Consider the following 15,784-nt stretch of genomic DNA (forward strand, 5'->3'; position numbering starts at 1 on the left):
TTGGTTATGTTAAAGATAAACTCCATTACGTTAGCGATCCTTTCTGTGCTGGTGATATCCCCGGTATGGGGAGAAACCGAAACATTTGACACACACTTTATGTTTGGCGGATTAAAAGGTGAAAAGGTTTCCCGTTATCAGATCGACGGAGATAAACCGATGCCGGGTCTTTATGATATGGATGTTTATCTTAACAATCAGTGGCGTGGCCGTTACGAATTAAATATCCAGGATGATCCTGATGATACTTGCTTGTCTATAGCTCAGTTGCATCAGATTGGTATTAAGTCCGATGGTCTTCAAGTGGATAAGAAAGTTGATTGTGTATCGCTACGAGCCGCAGTTCAGGGGGGGGATATTAGCTATGATATCAGTCAGTTTGCTCTAAATTTGACGGTGCCTCATGCCTACGTGAATGAATACGAGCCGGGTTATATGTTACCTGAAACCTGGGATCGGGGCATTAATGCTCTATACATGTCTTATTATGCCAACCAGTATTACAGTAATTATAAAAGTGGCGGTAATGATGAAAGCAGCTACGTAAGTCTGAACAGTGGGCTAAATCTGTTTGGCTGGCAGTTACATTCGAATGCAAACTTCACGAAAAGTAATGATGACAGCGGAGAATGGAAAAATAATACATTGTATATGGAACGTGGCATCCCTGAAATATTAGGAACGCTACGTGCCGGAGATATGTATACCGGAACCGATCTGTTTGACTCTGTACGTTTCACCGGGATACGTATCTGGCGCGATATGCAAATGCTGCCCAATTCGAAACAAAACTTTACACCCATTGTTCGTGGTATTGCACAAAGTCATGCTTTAGTAACCATTGAACAGAATGGCTTTATTGTCTATCAAAAAGAGGTTCCGCCTGGCCCATTTGCGATTGCCGATCTACAGCTTGCTGGAGGTGGTGCTGATTTGGATGTCAGTGTAAAAGAAGCTGATGGTTCAGTTTCCCATTATCTTGTGCCTTATTCATCTGTACCTAATATGCTACAGTCTGGCGTATCAAAATACGATATTGCGGCAGGGCGTAGCCATATAGAAGGCGCGACAAAGCAGACGGATTTTTTGCAAGCCAATTATCAGTATGGATTAAATAATCTACTGACATTATATGGTGGCACTATGCTGTCTGACCATTACCAGGCCTTTACATTAGGCACAGGGTGGAATACACATATTGGTGCTGTTTCTGTGGATGCCACTCAGTCTCATAGTAAACAGGATAATGGTGATGTTTTTAATGGTCAAAGTTATCAGATAGCGTGGAATAAATATGTTTCACAAACAGGTACGCAGTTTGCGTTAGCAGCCTATCGTTATTCTTCACGTGATTACCGTTCATTTAATGATCATGTCTGGGCGAATAATAAAAACAGCTATCATCGGGATAACAATGATGTGTATGACATCACTGATTATTACCGAAATGATTTTGGTCGTAAGAATAGTTTTTCTGTCAATATAAACCAGGGGTTACCAGAGGGATGGGGGAACCTGGCACTGAGTGGATTATGGCGTGATTATTGGGGACGCAATGGCAGCGGAAAGGATTATCAGTTGAGTTATTCTAATGACTGGCGGCGTATTAGTTATACTTTGTCTGCGAGTCAGAGTTATGATGAGGATAATCGGGAGGATAAGCGTCTTAATATTTATATTTCCATCCCATTCTCCTGGGGCGATGGCGTCACGGCAACGAAACGCGATCTCTTTGTTTCAAACTCAACGACGTTTGATAACGAAGGCTATCAGTCGAATAATACCAGCCTAAGCGGCATTGCGGGTGGTCGAGATCAATTTAGCTATGGCGCGAATCTTGCGCATCAGCGGCAAAATAATGAAACAAGCGCAGGTGGAAACCTGACGTGGCGAGCGCCGGTTGCGACGGTAGGCGCCAGCTATAGCCAGTCTAATAAATACCGGCAGGCTGGTGGGAATATCCAGGGGGGAATTGTCGCCTGGTCTGATGGCATACATTTAACCAACCGCCTCTCAGATACACTTGCCATTATTAAAGCGCCTGGGTTAGAAGGGGCAGCAGTGCAAGGTCACCGTTATCTGACCACGGACAAGAATGGGTATGCCATATATGACAGTCTGACGCCATATCGTGAAAACTTTTTAACGTTGGATCTTTCCCATACCTACAGTGATGTCGAACTACGCGGTAATCGTAAGGGGATTGTGCCTTATCGTGGTGCGGTTGTGTTAGCTGAGTTTGAAACCGACAGGCGCAAGCTCTGGTATTTTCTGGCGCGACGTCCAGATGGTTCTCCATTAACCTTCGGTTATGAAGTAGAAGATCATTCCGGGAAAAATGTTGGCTTAGTTGGGCAAGGAAGCCGCCTTTTTATCCGTACAGATAATGTTCCTGCCTCTTTGAAAGTCGCGACAAACAAACAGCAAGGATTGTTTTGCATTATTACTTTTGATGGCGTAATTGATGAGAACAAGACCTATATTTGCCGATGAAAAGGACTTGCTATGAATAAGTATTGGTTAATATTATTACTGTTATTCCCTGTCTTATCACAGGCTAAATGTTCACTAGGGAATAACACAACCGCACAACAATCTATTGAAATAGATATGACATCAGGTGCTGCGGTGATTCCTGTCAAAACTAATTTACATGATACGTTTACCTGTAATGCGTCAAGCGACAAGATGTATTATGCGACGCCTTTACAAAATTATATCGTTGAGTTTAAAGGGACTGGGTCGCAGAAATCCATTTTTATGCAATTAAAGCTGACTGGAAATGGGTTTCCCATTACGATTGGTAACCAGGAGACTACAACAGATAATGTGATCAATACGAAGTCGTTTACGCTTGAAGCGAACTATATAAAGTCTGGAACTGCGGATTTAACCGTTTCAGGTAATAGCATTAACTTAAACCGTCCTGCTATCAGCATTCTTACTGATAATACCTGTAATAATAATCTTTTCTCATGGATTCTTTGTTGGATAACGGGAAAGCTAAACAGTAATGTTTCTTATTCACAAAACATTATTTTTACAGTAAAACATAAACCTACGACCTGCCATTTTTCACAGAATCAATATGTTATTGCGATGCCAGAAACAACATTAAATGAGATAATAACTGGAAATAATACGAAAACAGGAACCACGAATCTGATTTTAAACTGTGATAGCGTATATAATGTTACGACTAATCCAGTGAGTTTCAACGTTTCTCATGGTGACTGGAATGAAAACGGCACGATACTTAAAAATACGCTGACGGAGGGTGCAAAAGGTGTGGGGTTTCAGATATACAGTGGCTCAGGTACTACGCCTTTAATGCAGGGTGATATATTAAGAACAATGGTAAAAATGACCAGTATTGAGGATAAGTATACTATCCCGATTACCGCAAAATATGTCAGAGTCAGCAACGAACCATTACGTCCTGGAAATTTGCAAAGCAAAGTAATATTTGCTGTTTCATATGATTAAGTCATTTCTCTGAAAACGCGTCCTTTTCTGAATGAAAGGACGTGTTTTGTCTGTTGTTTTTACAGTAAAGCATTTACCGATGATAAAAAATCTCGCCGTCGTAGGCTTTGATAATTTTGCCGTCGGTGTCGTTAATCAGTACATAAGCGCCGCCCATATAGGTCCAGTGGGTTCCTGCGTCGGGCGCTGGCAGATTGCGTTGCTTCCATTGCTTAATATTGTACTCGTCGGTGCGGTACAGCTCAGGAACGGTATCGCCAGGTTTGAAATGGGTAAAGTCGGCAACAAAGCTGCTCAATTCGTACTGATCAATCCCCGTTGCGGCGGGTGCGGCCCAGACTGCGCTGGTTGCCAGCAGCAGTGCGCCCATTAAAAATTTATTCTTCATACCCATAAACTCTCCACGTATTCGGGTCATAAAAATCAGTCGTGTATCATTCTCACTGTGTAGCAAGTCTGACAAGAACTATTTTGTTATCACGCCAATAATTTCGTAAAAAGTGTAAACGAAAGCGCGCGCAAGCAACACATGCCGTAGGCAGTTCACATCACGAATGACGGTTTTGGGAACTATCTGACCTGAGCTGGAGCCTGCGATATCGGCATTTCGCTGATTTACATCCCCTGACGCACCCAGTATCCTGTTGGCGAAACATGCATAATAAATGCTTCGGTTTCAACGACTCGGGGTGCCCCTTTTCACGAAGGGCTGAGACATACCCGTATTACCTGATCTGGATAATGCCAGCGTAGGGAAGTCTGACACAGCTCGTGTCCCTTCTTCACGCGGGCAGGAGCTGAACCATGCAGCCTGACCTGCACAGCCGCACGCTTGCGGCTCATACCTTACAACAATTTCGTATCCTTTCTCCGCTGACCCACTGTATGACGAACGACGTCGTACAGAACTTTACCGCCAATACATTACTGGCATCAGGCGCCTCACCGGCGATGGTGATTGAGCCCGAAGAGGCGCGCCAGTTTGCTGCTATCGCCAGTGCGTTACTGATTAACGTCGGCACGCTGACCCGGTCGCGCGCGGAGGCCATGCACGCTGCGACAGAGCAGGCCCATATAGCGAAAACCCCCTGGACGCTTGATCCCGTGGCGGTTGGCGCGCTCGATTATCGCCGCCGTTTCTGTCTGGAACTGCTGTCTCTTAAGCCCAGGGCAATACGCGGCAATGCCTCGGAGATCCTCGCCCTGGCTGGATTAGCGGCGGGCGGGCGTGGAGTGGATACCACCGATACGGCGGTATCGGCGTTACCGGCCGCTCAGGCGCTGGCGCGTCAGACGGGGGCCGTCGTTGCGGTAACGGGGGAGGTGGATTATGTCACCGACGGGCAGCGTACCGTCAGCGTTACCGGCGGCGATGTGCTGATGACGCGCGTTGTCGGGACGGGATGCGCCTTATCTGCGGTTGTGGCGGCCAGTTGCGCGTTGCCGGGAAATACGCTGGACAATGTGGCGTCAGCCTGTAGCTGGATGAAACAGGCCGGGCAGTCTGCTGCCGAACGCAGTCAGGGGCCCGGGAGCTTTATTCCGGCTTTTCTTGATGCGCTGTATCACCTTAATGCGGAGGAGCAGGTATGAAACGGATTAACGCGTTAACCATTGCAGGCACTGACCCAAGCGGCGGCGCCGGGATTCAGGCCGATTTGAAGACCTTTTCGGCGCTGGGCGCGTATGGTTGCTCCGTCATTACGGCGCTGGTGGCGCAAAATACCCGAGGCGTGCAGTCGGTGTACCGCATTGAGCCCGATTTTGTCGCAGCGCAGCTGGATTCTGTCTTCAGCGATGTGCGTATCGACACCACCAAAATCGGCATGCTGGCGGAAACGGATATTGTTGAAGCTGTTGCAGAGCGTTTGCAGCGTCACCAGGTGCAAAACGTGGTGCTGGATACGGTGATGCTGGCGAAAAGCGGCGATCCGCTGCTTTCTCCGTCAGCGGTGGAGACGTTGCGTAGCCGGCTATTGCCGCAGGTGTCGATTATCACGCCGAATCTGCCGGAGGCCGCGGCATTGCTGGATGCGCCGCACGCCCGCACGGAACAGGAAATGCTGGAACAAGGGCGTGCGCTACTGGCGCTGGGCTGTGGCGCCGTGCTGATGAAAGGTGGTCATCTGGATGATGCGCAAAGCCCGGACTGGCTCTTTACCCGTGAAGGGGAGCAGCGTTTTACCGCCCCACGGGTGATGACCAAAAATACCCACGGCACCGGGTGTACGCTGTCGGCGGCGTTGGCGGCGCTGCGCCCGCGCCATAGCAACTGGGCCGATACGGTACAGGAAGCAAAAACATGGCTTTCGGCGGCGTTAGCCCAGGCGGATACGCTGGAGGTAGGCGAGGGGATTGGCCCGGTACATCATTTCCACGCGTGGTGGTAATGGTAGTATACTGATCCCAGACTTGTCGGCCTGGAAAAAGATAAATGGAACAAGCGCATACCCGGCTTATCGCGCAACTGAATGAACGAATTGCCGCGGTGGATAACACGCCGCTGTACAGGAAGTTTGCCGAGACGGTCAAAAATGCCGTTCGCAGCGGGATTCTTGAGCATGGCAACATTTTGCCCGGCGAGCGCGATCTCAGCCAGTTGACCGGCGTTTCGCGTATTACGGTGCGCAAGGCAATGCAGGCGCTGGAAGAAGAAGGCGTCGTAACCCGCGCCCGTGGCTATGGAACGCAGATTAACAACATCTTCGAATATTCCCTGAAAGAGGCGCGCGGCTTTTCGCAGCAGGTGGTATTGCGCGGTAAAAAGCCGGATACCCTGTGGGTCAACAAGCGGGTAGTGAAATGCCCGGATGAGGTGGCGCAGCAGCTGGCGATCGCCGCAGGCAGCGATGTGTTCTTGCTCAAACGTATCCGTTATGTGGATGAGGATGCGGTGTCCATTGAGGAGTCTTGGGTGCCTGCGCACCTGATTGATGATGCGGACGCCATCGGGATCTCGCTGTATGACTATTTCCGCAGCCAGCATATCTTTCCGCAACGTACACGCTCTCGCGTCAGCGCGCGCATGCCGGATGCGGAATTTCAGTCACATATTCAGATGGACAGCAAAGTGCCGGTGCTGGTGATCAAGCAGGTGGCGCTTGACCAGCAACAGCGGCCCATTGAATACAGCATCAGCTACTGTCGCAGCGATCTATACGTTTTTGTGTGCGAGGAGTAGCGCCTCGCGCGTTGGCGCGCAATCGCCGCCACGATGGCCTACCACCCAGGAGGCGACCGCGTTCCCCAGCAGCACCGCGTCTGCAAGCGCCCAGCCGGATGCCAGCCCGGCCAGCATGCCTCCCGCGTGGCTGTCTCCCGCGCCAATGGTATCGACGACCGTTGTGGCAAATGCCGGCACGCAGCCGGATGATTGCTGGCTGAAATACCATGCTCCGTCTTTATCGTGGCGGACAATAACCGGTGAGGCAAACGCCGCAAGCCAGGCGGCGCCAAACGCGTTAGGTTCATGACTAAAGCCAAACCGTTCGGCAGCAATGTCTGCCTCCTGACGGTTCAGCGATACCAGCGGATGGCAGGCCATAATCCGCGCCATTAGCGGGTCGGGAATGTCGCCGATTCGCGGCCCGAAGTCGATAAACGGCGTCACGCGCTCTAACCCTTCCAGCCAGCTCACCAGCAGTTCGCCGCATGGCGAGGCGAGTTGATAACCGGAAAAGTAGATCCAACTGTCGGGCGGAATTGTCAACTGCGCCAGCCAGTCGGCATTCCATTGGTTCTCAACGCCGCTGAACGACATAAACGTGCGTTCGCCATCCGGTTCTACCAGCGCCAGACACCAGCCGTTGTCTCCCTCTGCGTTGTCGATCAGGCTGTGTAACCCCTCTTTCGCCATGCGATGACGAATAATGTCTGACCATACGCCCTGACCGAGGGGCAGGGCATTACTGGCCTCAATCCCCAGACGCTTTAAAGCGACGGCGATATTGAGCGCGCAGCCGCCGACGTTGACGCCTTGCTGTTTAAGCTCAATATCGCAGCCACGCCAGGGCAGCGCGTAAGCATCGGCAATCACATCAATGACCGCAGCGCCCACGACCGTCACCGGCTGGCGGCGGGTTAAATCGGGCAGCAACGCCCGCAGGCGCGTTGTGTTCATACCGCCTCCCGCTGCTGGCGATAGCGCGCCAGCGCGGTGGCATAGCGCATGAAGTCCAGTTGGTTTACCGCGTCCAGCTCGTCTTTCAGCGCTGGCTCGATGGCCTCCACGCCGTGCAGCGCGCCACAAATCGCCGTTGCCATCGCCCCAATGGTGTCGGTGTCGCCGCCGAGATTGGCGCACAGAATGGCGCAGCGGTTAGGGTCGGTATTGGCCAGCTCGACCATTGCGATGGCGCAGGGCACCGATTCAATGGTGCTGGTGCCCGTGCCAACCACCTGGTAAAGCTGCTCGCTGGCGGATTCAATGCCGTTCGCGTCACGGACGATCTTCAGTGCGATCTCCAGGCGAGCCGAGAGCGAGGCGCTAAAGGTCGTGATGCGTTTTTGCTGCGCATAGTGGGCGATAGCCGGTAGCGAATCGACAATATCAGACCAGCAATCACCTTCAATCGCGCGTGAGATAGCCCATGCCACAACGACCGCACCAGCAACAGCCAGGTCTGACTTATGCGTCGGGCTGGAGGCCAGGGCTACATCATCAATAAACGCATCCAGATCGCGTGGCGGAAGCAAGCACCCCAGTGGGGAAACGCGCATGGCCGCCCCGTTGGTCACGCCGTTGTTTTCCAGTTCAGCAACGGGCTTGCCGTCACGAATGGCGTTCAGCGCAATTTTCGACGTTGGGCCAAGAACGTTCTTATTAAAGGCGTCAAAGCGCAGCGCCCAGTCCAGAATGTTACGGCCAATCAGGTCCGGGTCGATCTGCCCGTCGCGCTCCAGCAGCGCATCCGCCAGACACAGCGCCATCGACGTATCGTCAGTAAATTCAGCGCGGTTAAAATAGCAGGCCGCGTTATTTTCCGCAGGGCCGGGCAGAAAGCGATCAATCCAGCCAAAATGCGCTTTTACGCGCGTTCTGGGCCATAGCTCCGACGGCATTCCCATCGCATCCCCTAACGCCTGCCCATAAAGGGCACCGAGAATACGTTCAGCTTTCATTTAACTTCCCCTTGTGTCAGCGCAATATCGCGATCGTCCACTTTAATCGCAGTGATCTCTTTGTCGGATTCGCGAAAGAAAATCATAAACAACACGGCAATCACGGCGATCATCACCGCCCCGAATGTCCACATGCCCGCCCAGTTGAAGGTGAGGCCGTTTACCGGCTCTTTATAGGCAAACATTTTTTCCATCATCACGCCGCCGAGACGGTAGCCCAGCAGGCTGCCAAACCCCTGACAGCAGAGGGTGATCAACCCCTGAGCGGCAGTACGCATATGCACAGGCGCTTTTTTATCGACATAGATATAGGCCGTAACATAGTAGAAGTCGTAACTGACGCCGTGCAGCAAAATGCCAAGAAACAGCAGGGCATAGGTGAAATATTCTTCCGCGCCGCCGTAAACAAAAAAGCCGTAGCGGATTGCCGCAGTGATAAGACCAAGCAGTAAGACCTTTTTAATGCCAAAGCGCTTCGTGAAGAAGGGTAACGCCAGCATAAAGAAGATTTCGGAGAACTGGCCCAGCGTCATCCAGCCGGTGGCGTTTTTCATGCCGACTTCCGTCAGATAGCCATTCGCGAAGATGTAGTAGAACGCCAGCGGCATCGCAAACAGGAACGAGCAGAAGAAAAAGACCAGGAAGTTTTTATCGCGCAGCAGGATCAGCGCATCCAGCCCCAGCATAACTTTAATGTCCAGCTTGCCGGTGCTTTTTGGCGGCGTATCCGGCAGGAAGAACGCAAAAGCGCCCAGCAGGACGGAACTGCCTGCGGTGATCAACAGCGGAATATTGGTTGGCGAGATATCGTTATAGCCCAGCATTTGCGGTAAGAAGCCGCACGCCAGCCCGGATGCGATCCAGCCAATGGTGCCCATCACGCGAATGCGTGGGAAATCGCGCTCGACGTCCGGCACGTTGGCGAAGGCGATGCTGTTCGTCAGCGCAATAGTGGGCATATAGGTTAAGGAGTAGGCCAGCAGCAGCGGGAAGAACCCGGCGAATGTCGTTTGCTGCGCGGCGAAATACATCAGGACTGCGCCTGCGAACATCAGCACCGCCAGCACTTTTTGTGCGGAGAAAAAGCGGTCAGTCAGTGAGCCGACGAGAATCGGCGAGAGAATGGCGGCAATCGCGGTACATGCGTAAGACCAGCCGATTTCTCCGGCGCTAAAACCGCTTTTGTTCAGCCAAAGCCAGAGGGGGACGAACCAGGCGCCCCAGATAAACCACTCCACGAACATCATGAACGACAGTTTCACTGTAGTTTTCATCGTTAAATCCTTCATGACAGGTAAGGTACGTGATGACAGTACCACTTAATAATACCTTTTAAATACCTTTGGGGCGTAAATTTGACTGCTGTAACACTTTTTCGTACCTGAAACGTGCCAGCAGATAGCGCTGAAAAATGCGCTATAGATGGAAAAAATGGCCGGTCGGTACCAGGCTTATTGCTGCCCGCAAAACGCGGGTCAGGACAATCCACATTCCGGTACTCAATCGGAACTTACGGGAGCATAGCTATGACTGATATTGCGCAGTTGCTTGGCAAAGACGCCGACAGCCTTTTACAGCATCGTTGTATGACCATTCCTTCTGACCAACTTTATTTACCCGGACATGACTACGTAGACCGCGTGATGGTTGATAACAATCGTCCGCCTGCCGTACTGCGTAACATGCAGACGTTGTATAATACCGGACGTCTGGCCGGAACGGGCTACCTCTCCATTCTGCCCGTCGATCAGGGCGTTGAACATTCTGCCGGGGCGTCGTTTGCCGCAAACCCGCTTTATTTTGATCCAAAGAATATCGTCGAACTGGCTATTGAAGCAGGCTGTAACTGCGTGGCCTCGACGTATGGAGTACTGGCATCGGTTTCACGCCGTTATGCGCACCGCATTCCGTTCCTCGTCAAACTGAACCACAACGAGACGTTGAGCTATCCAACGGAGTACGATCAAACGCTCTATGCCAGCGTTGAGCAAGCGTTCAATCTGGGCGCCGTGGCCGTTGGCGCGACCATTTACTTCGGTTCTGAGCAGTCGCGTCGTCAGATTGAAGAGATTTCCGCCGCTTTTGAACGTGCGCATGAGCTGGGGATGGTGACCGTCCTGTGGGCATACTTGCGTAACTCTGCATTTAAAAAAGACGGCGTGGATTACCACGTTTCCGCCGACCTGACCGGGCAGGCTAACCACCTGGCGGCGACGATTGGCGCAGATATCGTCAAACAAAAAATGGCGGAAAATAACGGCGGCTATAAGGCGGTGAATTTCGGTTACACCGACGATCGTGTTTACAGCAAGCTGACCAGCGATAACCCTATCGATCTGGTGCGTTACCAGTTAGCCAACTGCTATATGGGGCGCGCGGGGCTGATTAACTCCGGCGGCGCGGCGGGCGGTGAGACCGATCTCAGCGACGCTGTGCGTACTGCGGTTATCAACAAACGCGCGGGCGGCATGGGCCTGATTCTGGGGCGTAAAGCCTTCAAGAAAACAATGGCGGATGGCGTGAAACTGATTAACGCCGTGCAGGACGTCTACCTGGACAATAAAGTGACGATTGCCTGATGTCATGTACCCCTCCCCAGGTTTTCGGGGAGGGGTATTGGTTATCAGGACGGCGCAAAAATCACTCTCTGAGCATTTTCGCCATGTGTTGCAACTGCTTATAGGCCTCGTAACGACGATGATGCAATGGCTGATACGCTGTCTGTGGGTAATAACAGGTATCCACATGCGTAAACTGCGTCATGGCCTCGGCAACCGAGGGGGAAATATTTCCGGCGACGGCGCCAAGGATTGCGGAACCTAATAGAACGGGCTCGCTGCACTGGGTGGTTAATACCGGAAGTCCGCAGGTATCGGCTAATAGTTGCCGCACCAGAGGGTGCTGACCCGCGCCGCCGCTAATCACGATATTTTTATTCCGTACGCCGCAGGCATTCTGCGCATCAATAATTTGCCGTAAACCGTAACCGATACCGCACAGTCCCGCCACATACAACGCCAGTAAATTGTCCAGGTCGCGTTCCATACCCAATCCGCAAATAACGGCGCGTGCGTGCGGGTCGGCAAACGGCGCGCGGTTGCCTAAAAACTCCGGTACAACATGAATACCCGCCACCAGCGTGACGGCGTCCGACGCCTGCGGCGCTTTTTCTGACACCCGATCGGCAAGATAAACCGGCAGCGGTAATCCTGCCTCCTGCGCCAGTTTCCGCGCGTCTTCGGCGGCGGGATGAAACGCCAATAGCTGATCGATAGCCGCGCCCGCGGCGCTTTGCCCTCCCTCAACAAGCCAGAGCCCTGGCACCATCGCGCTGTAATACGGCCCCCAGACGCCGGGAACGAAAACGGGATCGTTCGTCGAAGTCATGGTGCAGGATGAGGTGCCAAACACATATGCCATATTATTGAGGGCGCCGCCTTCAACGCCGACAGTCCCGATGCCGCCCGCATGGGCGTCAATCAGACCCACGGCGACCGGTGTGCCCGCAGGCAGGCCCATCTCCTGCGCCGCCTGCGCGGTTAAGCCGTCGCCACAGGGCGTACCCGGCGGCACGATGCGCTGCCCGATGCGGGCAAACTCGTCATCAGCCAGTTCTGCCAGCCCGATCGTGCGGAAATAGTCCGGGTCCCAGCGGTTTTCATGAGCAAGCCAGGTCCATTTGCAGGTGACTGTACAGATGGAGCGGGCAAGGTCGCCGGTGGCGCGCCAGGTCAGGAAGTCTGCAAGGTCGAAAAATTGCCATGCGTTTTCGTACACCTCGCGGCGATTTTCCTTCAGCCATAAAATCTTAGGCGTTTCCATTTCCGGTGAGATTTTCCCGCCGACATAGTTCAGCACCGGATGTTGGCTGGCGTTAATGCGTTCAGCCTGTTCAGTCGCGCGATGGTCCATCCAGACGATGATGTTTTGCGCCGCATCGCCTTCGGCGCTCACGGGGAGCGGCGCGCCGTTTTTATCCAGAACCACCAGCGAGCAGGTGGCGTCGAAACCGATCCCCGCCACGCTTTCCGGCGCCGCGCCGGACTGCCTGAGCGCTTCCCGGATGCAGTGACAAACGGCCTGCCAGATCTCCTGGCTGGACTGCTCCACGCGACTGCCGCTCCGATGAGTGGTCGTGATTTTTTGCGTGACATGAGAGAGCAACGTGCCGCTCAGGTCGAAGATACCTGCGCGGACGCTGCCTGAACCAACATCCACGCCGATAACGGTTTTCTGTAAGCTGTTCATGGCGCTTTTCCTCACAGATCAACGCTGTTGGGGAGGATAACCAGATCGCGAACAGTGACGTTTTTCGAACGAGTGACCATAAACAGTACCGATTCTGCGACTTCGATCGGCTGCATCAGGCTGCCATTTGCCAGCGCTTCTTCCATTTTCGCCTGCGGCCAGTCGTCCAGCAGCGCGGTCACTACCGGCCCCGGCAGCACGGCTCCGACGCGTACGCCATGTTCGGACACCTGACGGCGGGTTGTATGGACAAAGGCCTGAACGGCAAATTTGGAGGCCGTGTAAATAGGTTCCCAGATGACCGGTACAACGCCAGCGATAGAACTGGTGAAAATGATATCGCCGGATTTTTGCGCAATCATATGCGGCAATACGGCGCGGACGCAGCGAAATGCGGCATTGATGTTGAGGTTCAGTACGCGATCCCAGACGTCAGGATCGCCCTCGGCGACCGGCCCGCCAATGTAAGCGCCTGCGTTAGCATGGAAAATATCCAGCCCACCGGCCAGCTCGATAATGCCTGCTAGCAGGTTGTCGACCTGCCCGGTATTGAACAAGTCGATTTGCAGCGCAAACGCGTTATCGCCCAGTTCCGCGACGATTTTCTTCAGCTTCTCGCCTTCTCGGTCGATCAGGACCACTTTTGCTCCTGCGGCAAGCAGGGTTTTCGCACATTCAAGGCCGATACCGGAGGCTGCGCCGGTAATGGCTGCAACCTTGCCGTTGAGGGAAGTATTCATGGAGGGGACAGAGTGATTCATTTTATAATCCTTTATGCATAGGTGATTTTTAAGGTGTATTTGCTTCTGCGCGAAGAACGGGGGCGTTCTGACTGGCGTGTGAAGCATATTGCTCAATCGATGAAGCTGATCTAGCACTTGTTTATTTCCTCAGCAAGAGACATTCAAAATGAAGAGGCGATTTTGTGACGCGCGTTGAGAAAACGAAGAAAACAACCATCTACGACCTGGCTGAGTTAACCGGGGTTTCCGCCAGCGCGGTGAGCGCAATTTTGAATGGCAACTGGAAGAAGCGACGCATTAGCGCAAAGCTGGCGGAGAAGGTGACCCGGATTGCTGAAGAGCAGGGATATGCGGTGAACCGACAGGCCAGCCTGCTTCGCAGTAAGAAATCGAATGTCATCGGGATGATTGTCCCGAAATACGACAACCGCTACTTTGGCTCCATTGCTGAAAAGTTTGAAGAGATGGCGCGTGACAGGGGGCTGCTGCCCATCATTACCTGTACGCGGCGTCAACCGGAGCTGGAGGTTGAAGCGGCGAGGGCGATGCTCTCCTGGCAGGTGGACTGGGTTATCGCCACCGGGGCGACGCACCCGGATAAGATCGCGCAGATGTGTCATCAGGCGGGTGTGCCCACGCTGAACCTCGATCTGCCCGGAACGCTGGCGCCGTCGATTATTTCGGATAACTATGCGGGGGCTAAAGCGCTGACGGAAAGCATTCTCGCCAGCAGCCAAAAGCGGTATGGCGTTTTGGCTCCGCTGACGTTTGTGGGGGGGCGAATCACCGACAATAACACCGCCGAACGCTTGCGCGGCTTCCTCGACGCGCATAAAGCGCATGGATTGACGGTGCCGGAAACGCAGCAACTGGTTACGGGGTATTCTTCCGCAAGGGTGGAAGGGCTACTGAAATCGGTCTACCCGTCGCCTGATATTCCGCTGCCGGGGCTGTTTGTTAATTCGACAATTTCGCTCGAAGGGGTGGTGCGCTGGCTGGCGCAGAACGGGCAGACGGGAAGCCATCAGCCGCCAATGGGCTGTTTTGACTGGGACCCGTTTGTCTCTCTGCTGGGGCACGATATCGATATGGTGCGCCAGGATGTGCCAGCCATGCTGGACAAAGTGTTTGAGATTGTGGATTCCGGCGACACCACAATACGTCGTATTGAGATCCCGCCGGAATTGATCGCCAGCCAGAACATGGCGCGTTAGCGCGTCAGCAACCAGCGCGCGGTATGTTCATCGGTGACCAGACCGTTGATCCAGCCGCCTTTCAGTGCGGCGAGGATAGCAGGGCGCTTATCTTCACCGCAGGCCGCCGCAATACGCGGACACTGGCTCTGGCGTATATCGTAGCTGGTGATGTAGCGGTTGATGAGGCTATCCACTACGTTGCCGTCTGCGTCAATAAAGCGGCCAAGTATTTCTCCTACGCCGCCGCGCGCGGTCAGTTCGTCCAGTTGCGCCTCATTGATAAAACCGTCTTTGAAGATAGGGCTCTGTTTCCCCAGCGCGCCGATGCCGACAAAAATGACCTCCGACGCTTCGGCGACGGCAGAGACGTTGCGAAACAGACGGCTGGTGCACCACATCTCGTATTCATCACAGGATTGCGCATAGCGTGGCGCGGGCCACTGGTAATATTTGCCCTGAATTTTACGCGCCAGCAATAGCGGGACGTCATCGTAATAGTTACATTGTCCGTGTTCGTTCATGGCGCTGATCAACGCCACGCAGCGCGTATTGCGACTGTCGAAATCAATGCGTTTGATGGTTTTTTTCAGCGTCAACCCGGAACCAATGCCGACTACCGTCGGTTTGTCGCCCTGTAAGTAGCGGGCCATCAGTTGATAACAGCCAAAGGTTACGCTGTCGAGGGTGCTTTCGCTGCTGTAGGCGGGAACAATATTGCAGTTAATTAACTGATACTTTTCCTGCAAAAGCTGCGCGTAATCAAGGCAGTTCGCGACAGGATGGTGCAGACCAATCGAAACAATGCCTTCCTCCTTCGCCGCAGCGATAAGGCGTTGTACCACCGGTCTTGACGTCCCAAGCTGGCTGGCTATCTCACTTTGGTTTAAACCCGCAATGTAGTACATCCATGCGGCCCGGACTTTCTGATCCAGCCTGATGTCATCTTCTTTGCTCACGTTTCCCTACCTTAAGAGTGGCGTTGGGGCGTTA

At 53.1% G+C, this 15,784-nt stretch carries 14 protein-coding genes and 1 riboswitch; of the genes, 7 read left to right on the forward strand and 7 right to left on the reverse strand.

Annotated features, from left to right (window positions below; all coding sequences use genetic code 11):
- Window positions 1-6 precede the first annotated feature (6 nt).
- Complete coding sequence (locus OGW17_RS05470) at window positions 7-2,493, forward strand: fimbrial biogenesis outer membrane usher protein (RefSeq protein ID WP_071258949.1); 2,487 nt, start codon at window positions 7-9, stop codon at window positions 2,491-2,493.
- Window positions 2,494-2,505: 12 nt separating this feature from the next.
- Complete coding sequence (locus OGW17_RS05475) at window positions 2,506-3,486, forward strand: fimbrial protein (protein ID WP_012131656.1); 981 nt, start codon at window positions 2,506-2,508, stop codon at window positions 3,484-3,486.
- A 73-nt stretch (window positions 3,487-3,559) separates the two neighbouring features.
- Here the strand turns inward: OGW17_RS05475 and rcnB are convergent, their stop codons facing one another.
- Window positions 3,560-3,880, reverse strand: coding sequence for a Ni(II)/Co(II) efflux transporter accessory subunit RcnB (gene rcnB, locus OGW17_RS05480; protein WP_024130186.1), 321 nt, complete (start codon window positions 3,878-3,880; stop codon window positions 3,560-3,562).
- 281 nt (window positions 3,881-4,161) lie between these two features.
- Window positions 4,162-4,259, forward strand: a riboswitch (TPP riboswitch).
- 31 nt (window positions 4,260-4,290) lie between these two features.
- On the opposite strand from rcnB, the gene thiM reads away from it, so the two are divergent.
- Genes thiM through OGW17_RS05495 form a run of 3 tightly spaced genes read left to right on the forward strand, consistent with a single transcriptional unit; the run spans window position 4,291 to window position 6,667 of the window.
- The gene (thiM, locus tag OGW17_RS05485) at window positions 4,291-5,079 is read left to right on the forward strand and encodes a hydroxyethylthiazole kinase (protein WP_071258948.1); all 789 of its coding nucleotides are present in this window, start codon (window positions 4,291-4,293) and stop codon (window positions 5,077-5,079) included.
- Window positions 5,076-5,876 carry a bifunctional hydroxymethylpyrimidine kinase/phosphomethylpyrimidine kinase gene (gene thiD / locus OGW17_RS05490; RefSeq protein ID WP_047462552.1) on the forward strand — a complete coding sequence of 267 codons (801 nt, stop codon included), beginning with the start codon at window positions 5,076-5,078 and terminating at the stop codon, window positions 5,874-5,876. Before thiM ends, thiD begins: the two co-directional genes overlap by 4 nt.
- 44 nt (window positions 5,877-5,920) lie before the next feature.
- Window positions 5,921-6,667 (forward strand): GntR family transcriptional regulator, encoded by a 747-nt coding sequence (locus OGW17_RS05495; RefSeq protein ID WP_071258946.1) that lies wholly within the window; start codon window positions 5,921-5,923, stop codon window positions 6,665-6,667.
- Here OGW17_RS05495 and OGW17_RS05500 read toward each other — a convergent pair.
- The 3 genes from OGW17_RS05500 to OGW17_RS05510 are packed head-to-tail and all read right to left on the reverse strand — an operon-like array spanning window position 6,641 to window position 9,881.
- Entirely contained in the window at window positions 6,641-7,606 is a 966-nt protein-coding gene (locus OGW17_RS05500) for a PfkB family carbohydrate kinase (protein ID WP_071258943.1), read from the reverse strand. The genes OGW17_RS05495 and OGW17_RS05500 overlap by 27 nt on opposite strands.
- Window positions 7,603-8,607: an ADP-ribosylglycohydrolase family protein gene (locus OGW17_RS05505; protein ID WP_071258940.1), complete on the reverse strand. Its 1,005-nt coding sequence runs from the start codon at window positions 8,605-8,607 to the stop codon at window positions 7,603-7,605. Before OGW17_RS05505 ends, OGW17_RS05500 begins: the two co-directional genes overlap by 4 nt.
- On the reverse strand, window positions 8,604-9,881 hold the full coding sequence (locus OGW17_RS05510; RefSeq protein WP_047462559.1) for a nucleoside permease: 1,278 nt from the start codon (window positions 9,879-9,881) through the stop codon (window positions 8,604-8,606). The genes OGW17_RS05505 and OGW17_RS05510 overlap by 4 nt, the downstream gene beginning before the upstream one ends.
- Window positions 9,882-10,133: 252 nt before the next feature.
- Between OGW17_RS05510 and fbaB the strand changes: the two genes are divergently transcribed.
- Window positions 10,134-11,186, forward strand: a complete 1,053-nt coding sequence (gene fbaB, locus OGW17_RS05515; RefSeq protein WP_012131665.1) for a class I fructose-bisphosphate aldolase — start codon at window positions 10,134-10,136, stop codon at window positions 11,184-11,186.
- Between the two features lie 61 nt (window positions 11,187-11,247).
- Here the strand turns inward: fbaB and OGW17_RS05520 are convergent, their stop codons facing one another.
- Window positions 11,248-12,855, reverse strand: coding sequence for an FGGY family pentulose kinase (locus OGW17_RS05520; RefSeq protein ID WP_071258938.1), 1,608 nt, complete (start codon window positions 12,853-12,855; stop codon window positions 11,248-11,250).
- An 11-nt stretch (window positions 12,856-12,866) separates the two neighbouring features.
- Window positions 12,867-13,616 carry an SDR family oxidoreductase gene (locus tag OGW17_RS05525; protein ID WP_024130189.1) on the reverse strand — a complete coding sequence of 250 codons (750 nt, stop codon included), beginning with the start codon at window positions 13,614-13,616 and terminating at the stop codon, window positions 12,867-12,869.
- A 164-nt stretch (window positions 13,617-13,780) separates the two neighbouring features.
- On the opposite strand from OGW17_RS05525, the gene OGW17_RS05530 reads away from it, so the two are divergent.
- Window positions 13,781-14,812 (forward strand): LacI family DNA-binding transcriptional regulator, encoded by a 1,032-nt coding sequence (locus OGW17_RS05530; protein WP_071258936.1) that lies wholly within the window; start codon window positions 13,781-13,783, stop codon window positions 14,810-14,812.
- Here OGW17_RS05530 and OGW17_RS05535 read toward each other — a convergent pair.
- Window positions 14,809-15,750 carry a sugar-binding transcriptional regulator gene (locus OGW17_RS05535; protein WP_012131669.1) on the reverse strand — a complete coding sequence of 314 codons (942 nt, stop codon included), beginning with the start codon at window positions 15,748-15,750 and terminating at the stop codon, window positions 14,809-14,811. The genes OGW17_RS05530 and OGW17_RS05535 overlap by 4 nt on opposite strands.
- Between the last annotated feature and the right edge of the window lie 34 nt (window positions 15,751-15,784).

The organism is Citrobacter sp. CK181 (genome assembly GCF_030333595.1).
Lineage (GTDB): Bacteria > Pseudomonadota > Gammaproteobacteria > Enterobacterales > Enterobacteriaceae > Citrobacter_B > Citrobacter_B koseri.

Bases quoted from the DNA above. Each gene is read 5' to 3' on its own strand.
- OGW17_RS05470 (WP_071258949.1), top strand. From the start codon at position 7: ATGTTAAAGATAAACTCCATTACGTTAGCGATCCTTTCTGTGCTGGTG.
- OGW17_RS05475 (WP_012131656.1), top strand. From the start codon at position 2,506: ATGAATAAGTATTGGTTAATATTATTACTGTTATTCCCTGTCTTATCA.
- rcnB (WP_024130186.1), bottom strand. From the start codon at position 3,880: ATGGGTATGAAGAATAAATTTTTAATGGGCGCACTGCTGCTGGCAACC.
- thiM (WP_071258948.1), top strand. From the start codon at position 4,291: ATGCAGCCTGACCTGCACAGCCGCACGCTTGCGGCTCATACCTTACAA.
- thiD (WP_047462552.1), top strand. From the start codon at position 5,076: ATGAAACGGATTAACGCGTTAACCATTGCAGGCACTGACCCAAGCGGC.
- OGW17_RS05495 (WP_071258946.1), top strand. From the start codon at position 5,921: ATGGAACAAGCGCATACCCGGCTTATCGCGCAACTGAATGAACGAATT.
- OGW17_RS05500 (WP_071258943.1), bottom strand. From the start codon at position 7,606: ATGAACACAACGCGCCTGCGGGCGTTGCTGCCCGATTTAACCCGCCGC.
- OGW17_RS05505 (WP_071258940.1), bottom strand. From the start codon at position 8,607: ATGAAAGCTGAACGTATTCTCGGTGCCCTTTATGGGCAGGCGTTAGGG.
- OGW17_RS05510 (WP_047462559.1), bottom strand. From the start codon at position 9,881: ATGAAAACTACAGTGAAACTGTCGTTCATGATGTTCGTGGAGTGGTTT.
- fbaB (WP_012131665.1), top strand. From the start codon at position 10,134: ATGACTGATATTGCGCAGTTGCTTGGCAAAGACGCCGACAGCCTTTTA.
- OGW17_RS05520 (WP_071258938.1), bottom strand. From the start codon at position 12,855: ATGAACAGCTTACAGAAAACCGTTATCGGCGTGGATGTTGGTTCAGGC.
- OGW17_RS05525 (WP_024130189.1), bottom strand. From the start codon at position 13,616: ATGAATCACTCTGTCCCCTCCATGAATACTTCCCTCAACGGCAAGGTT.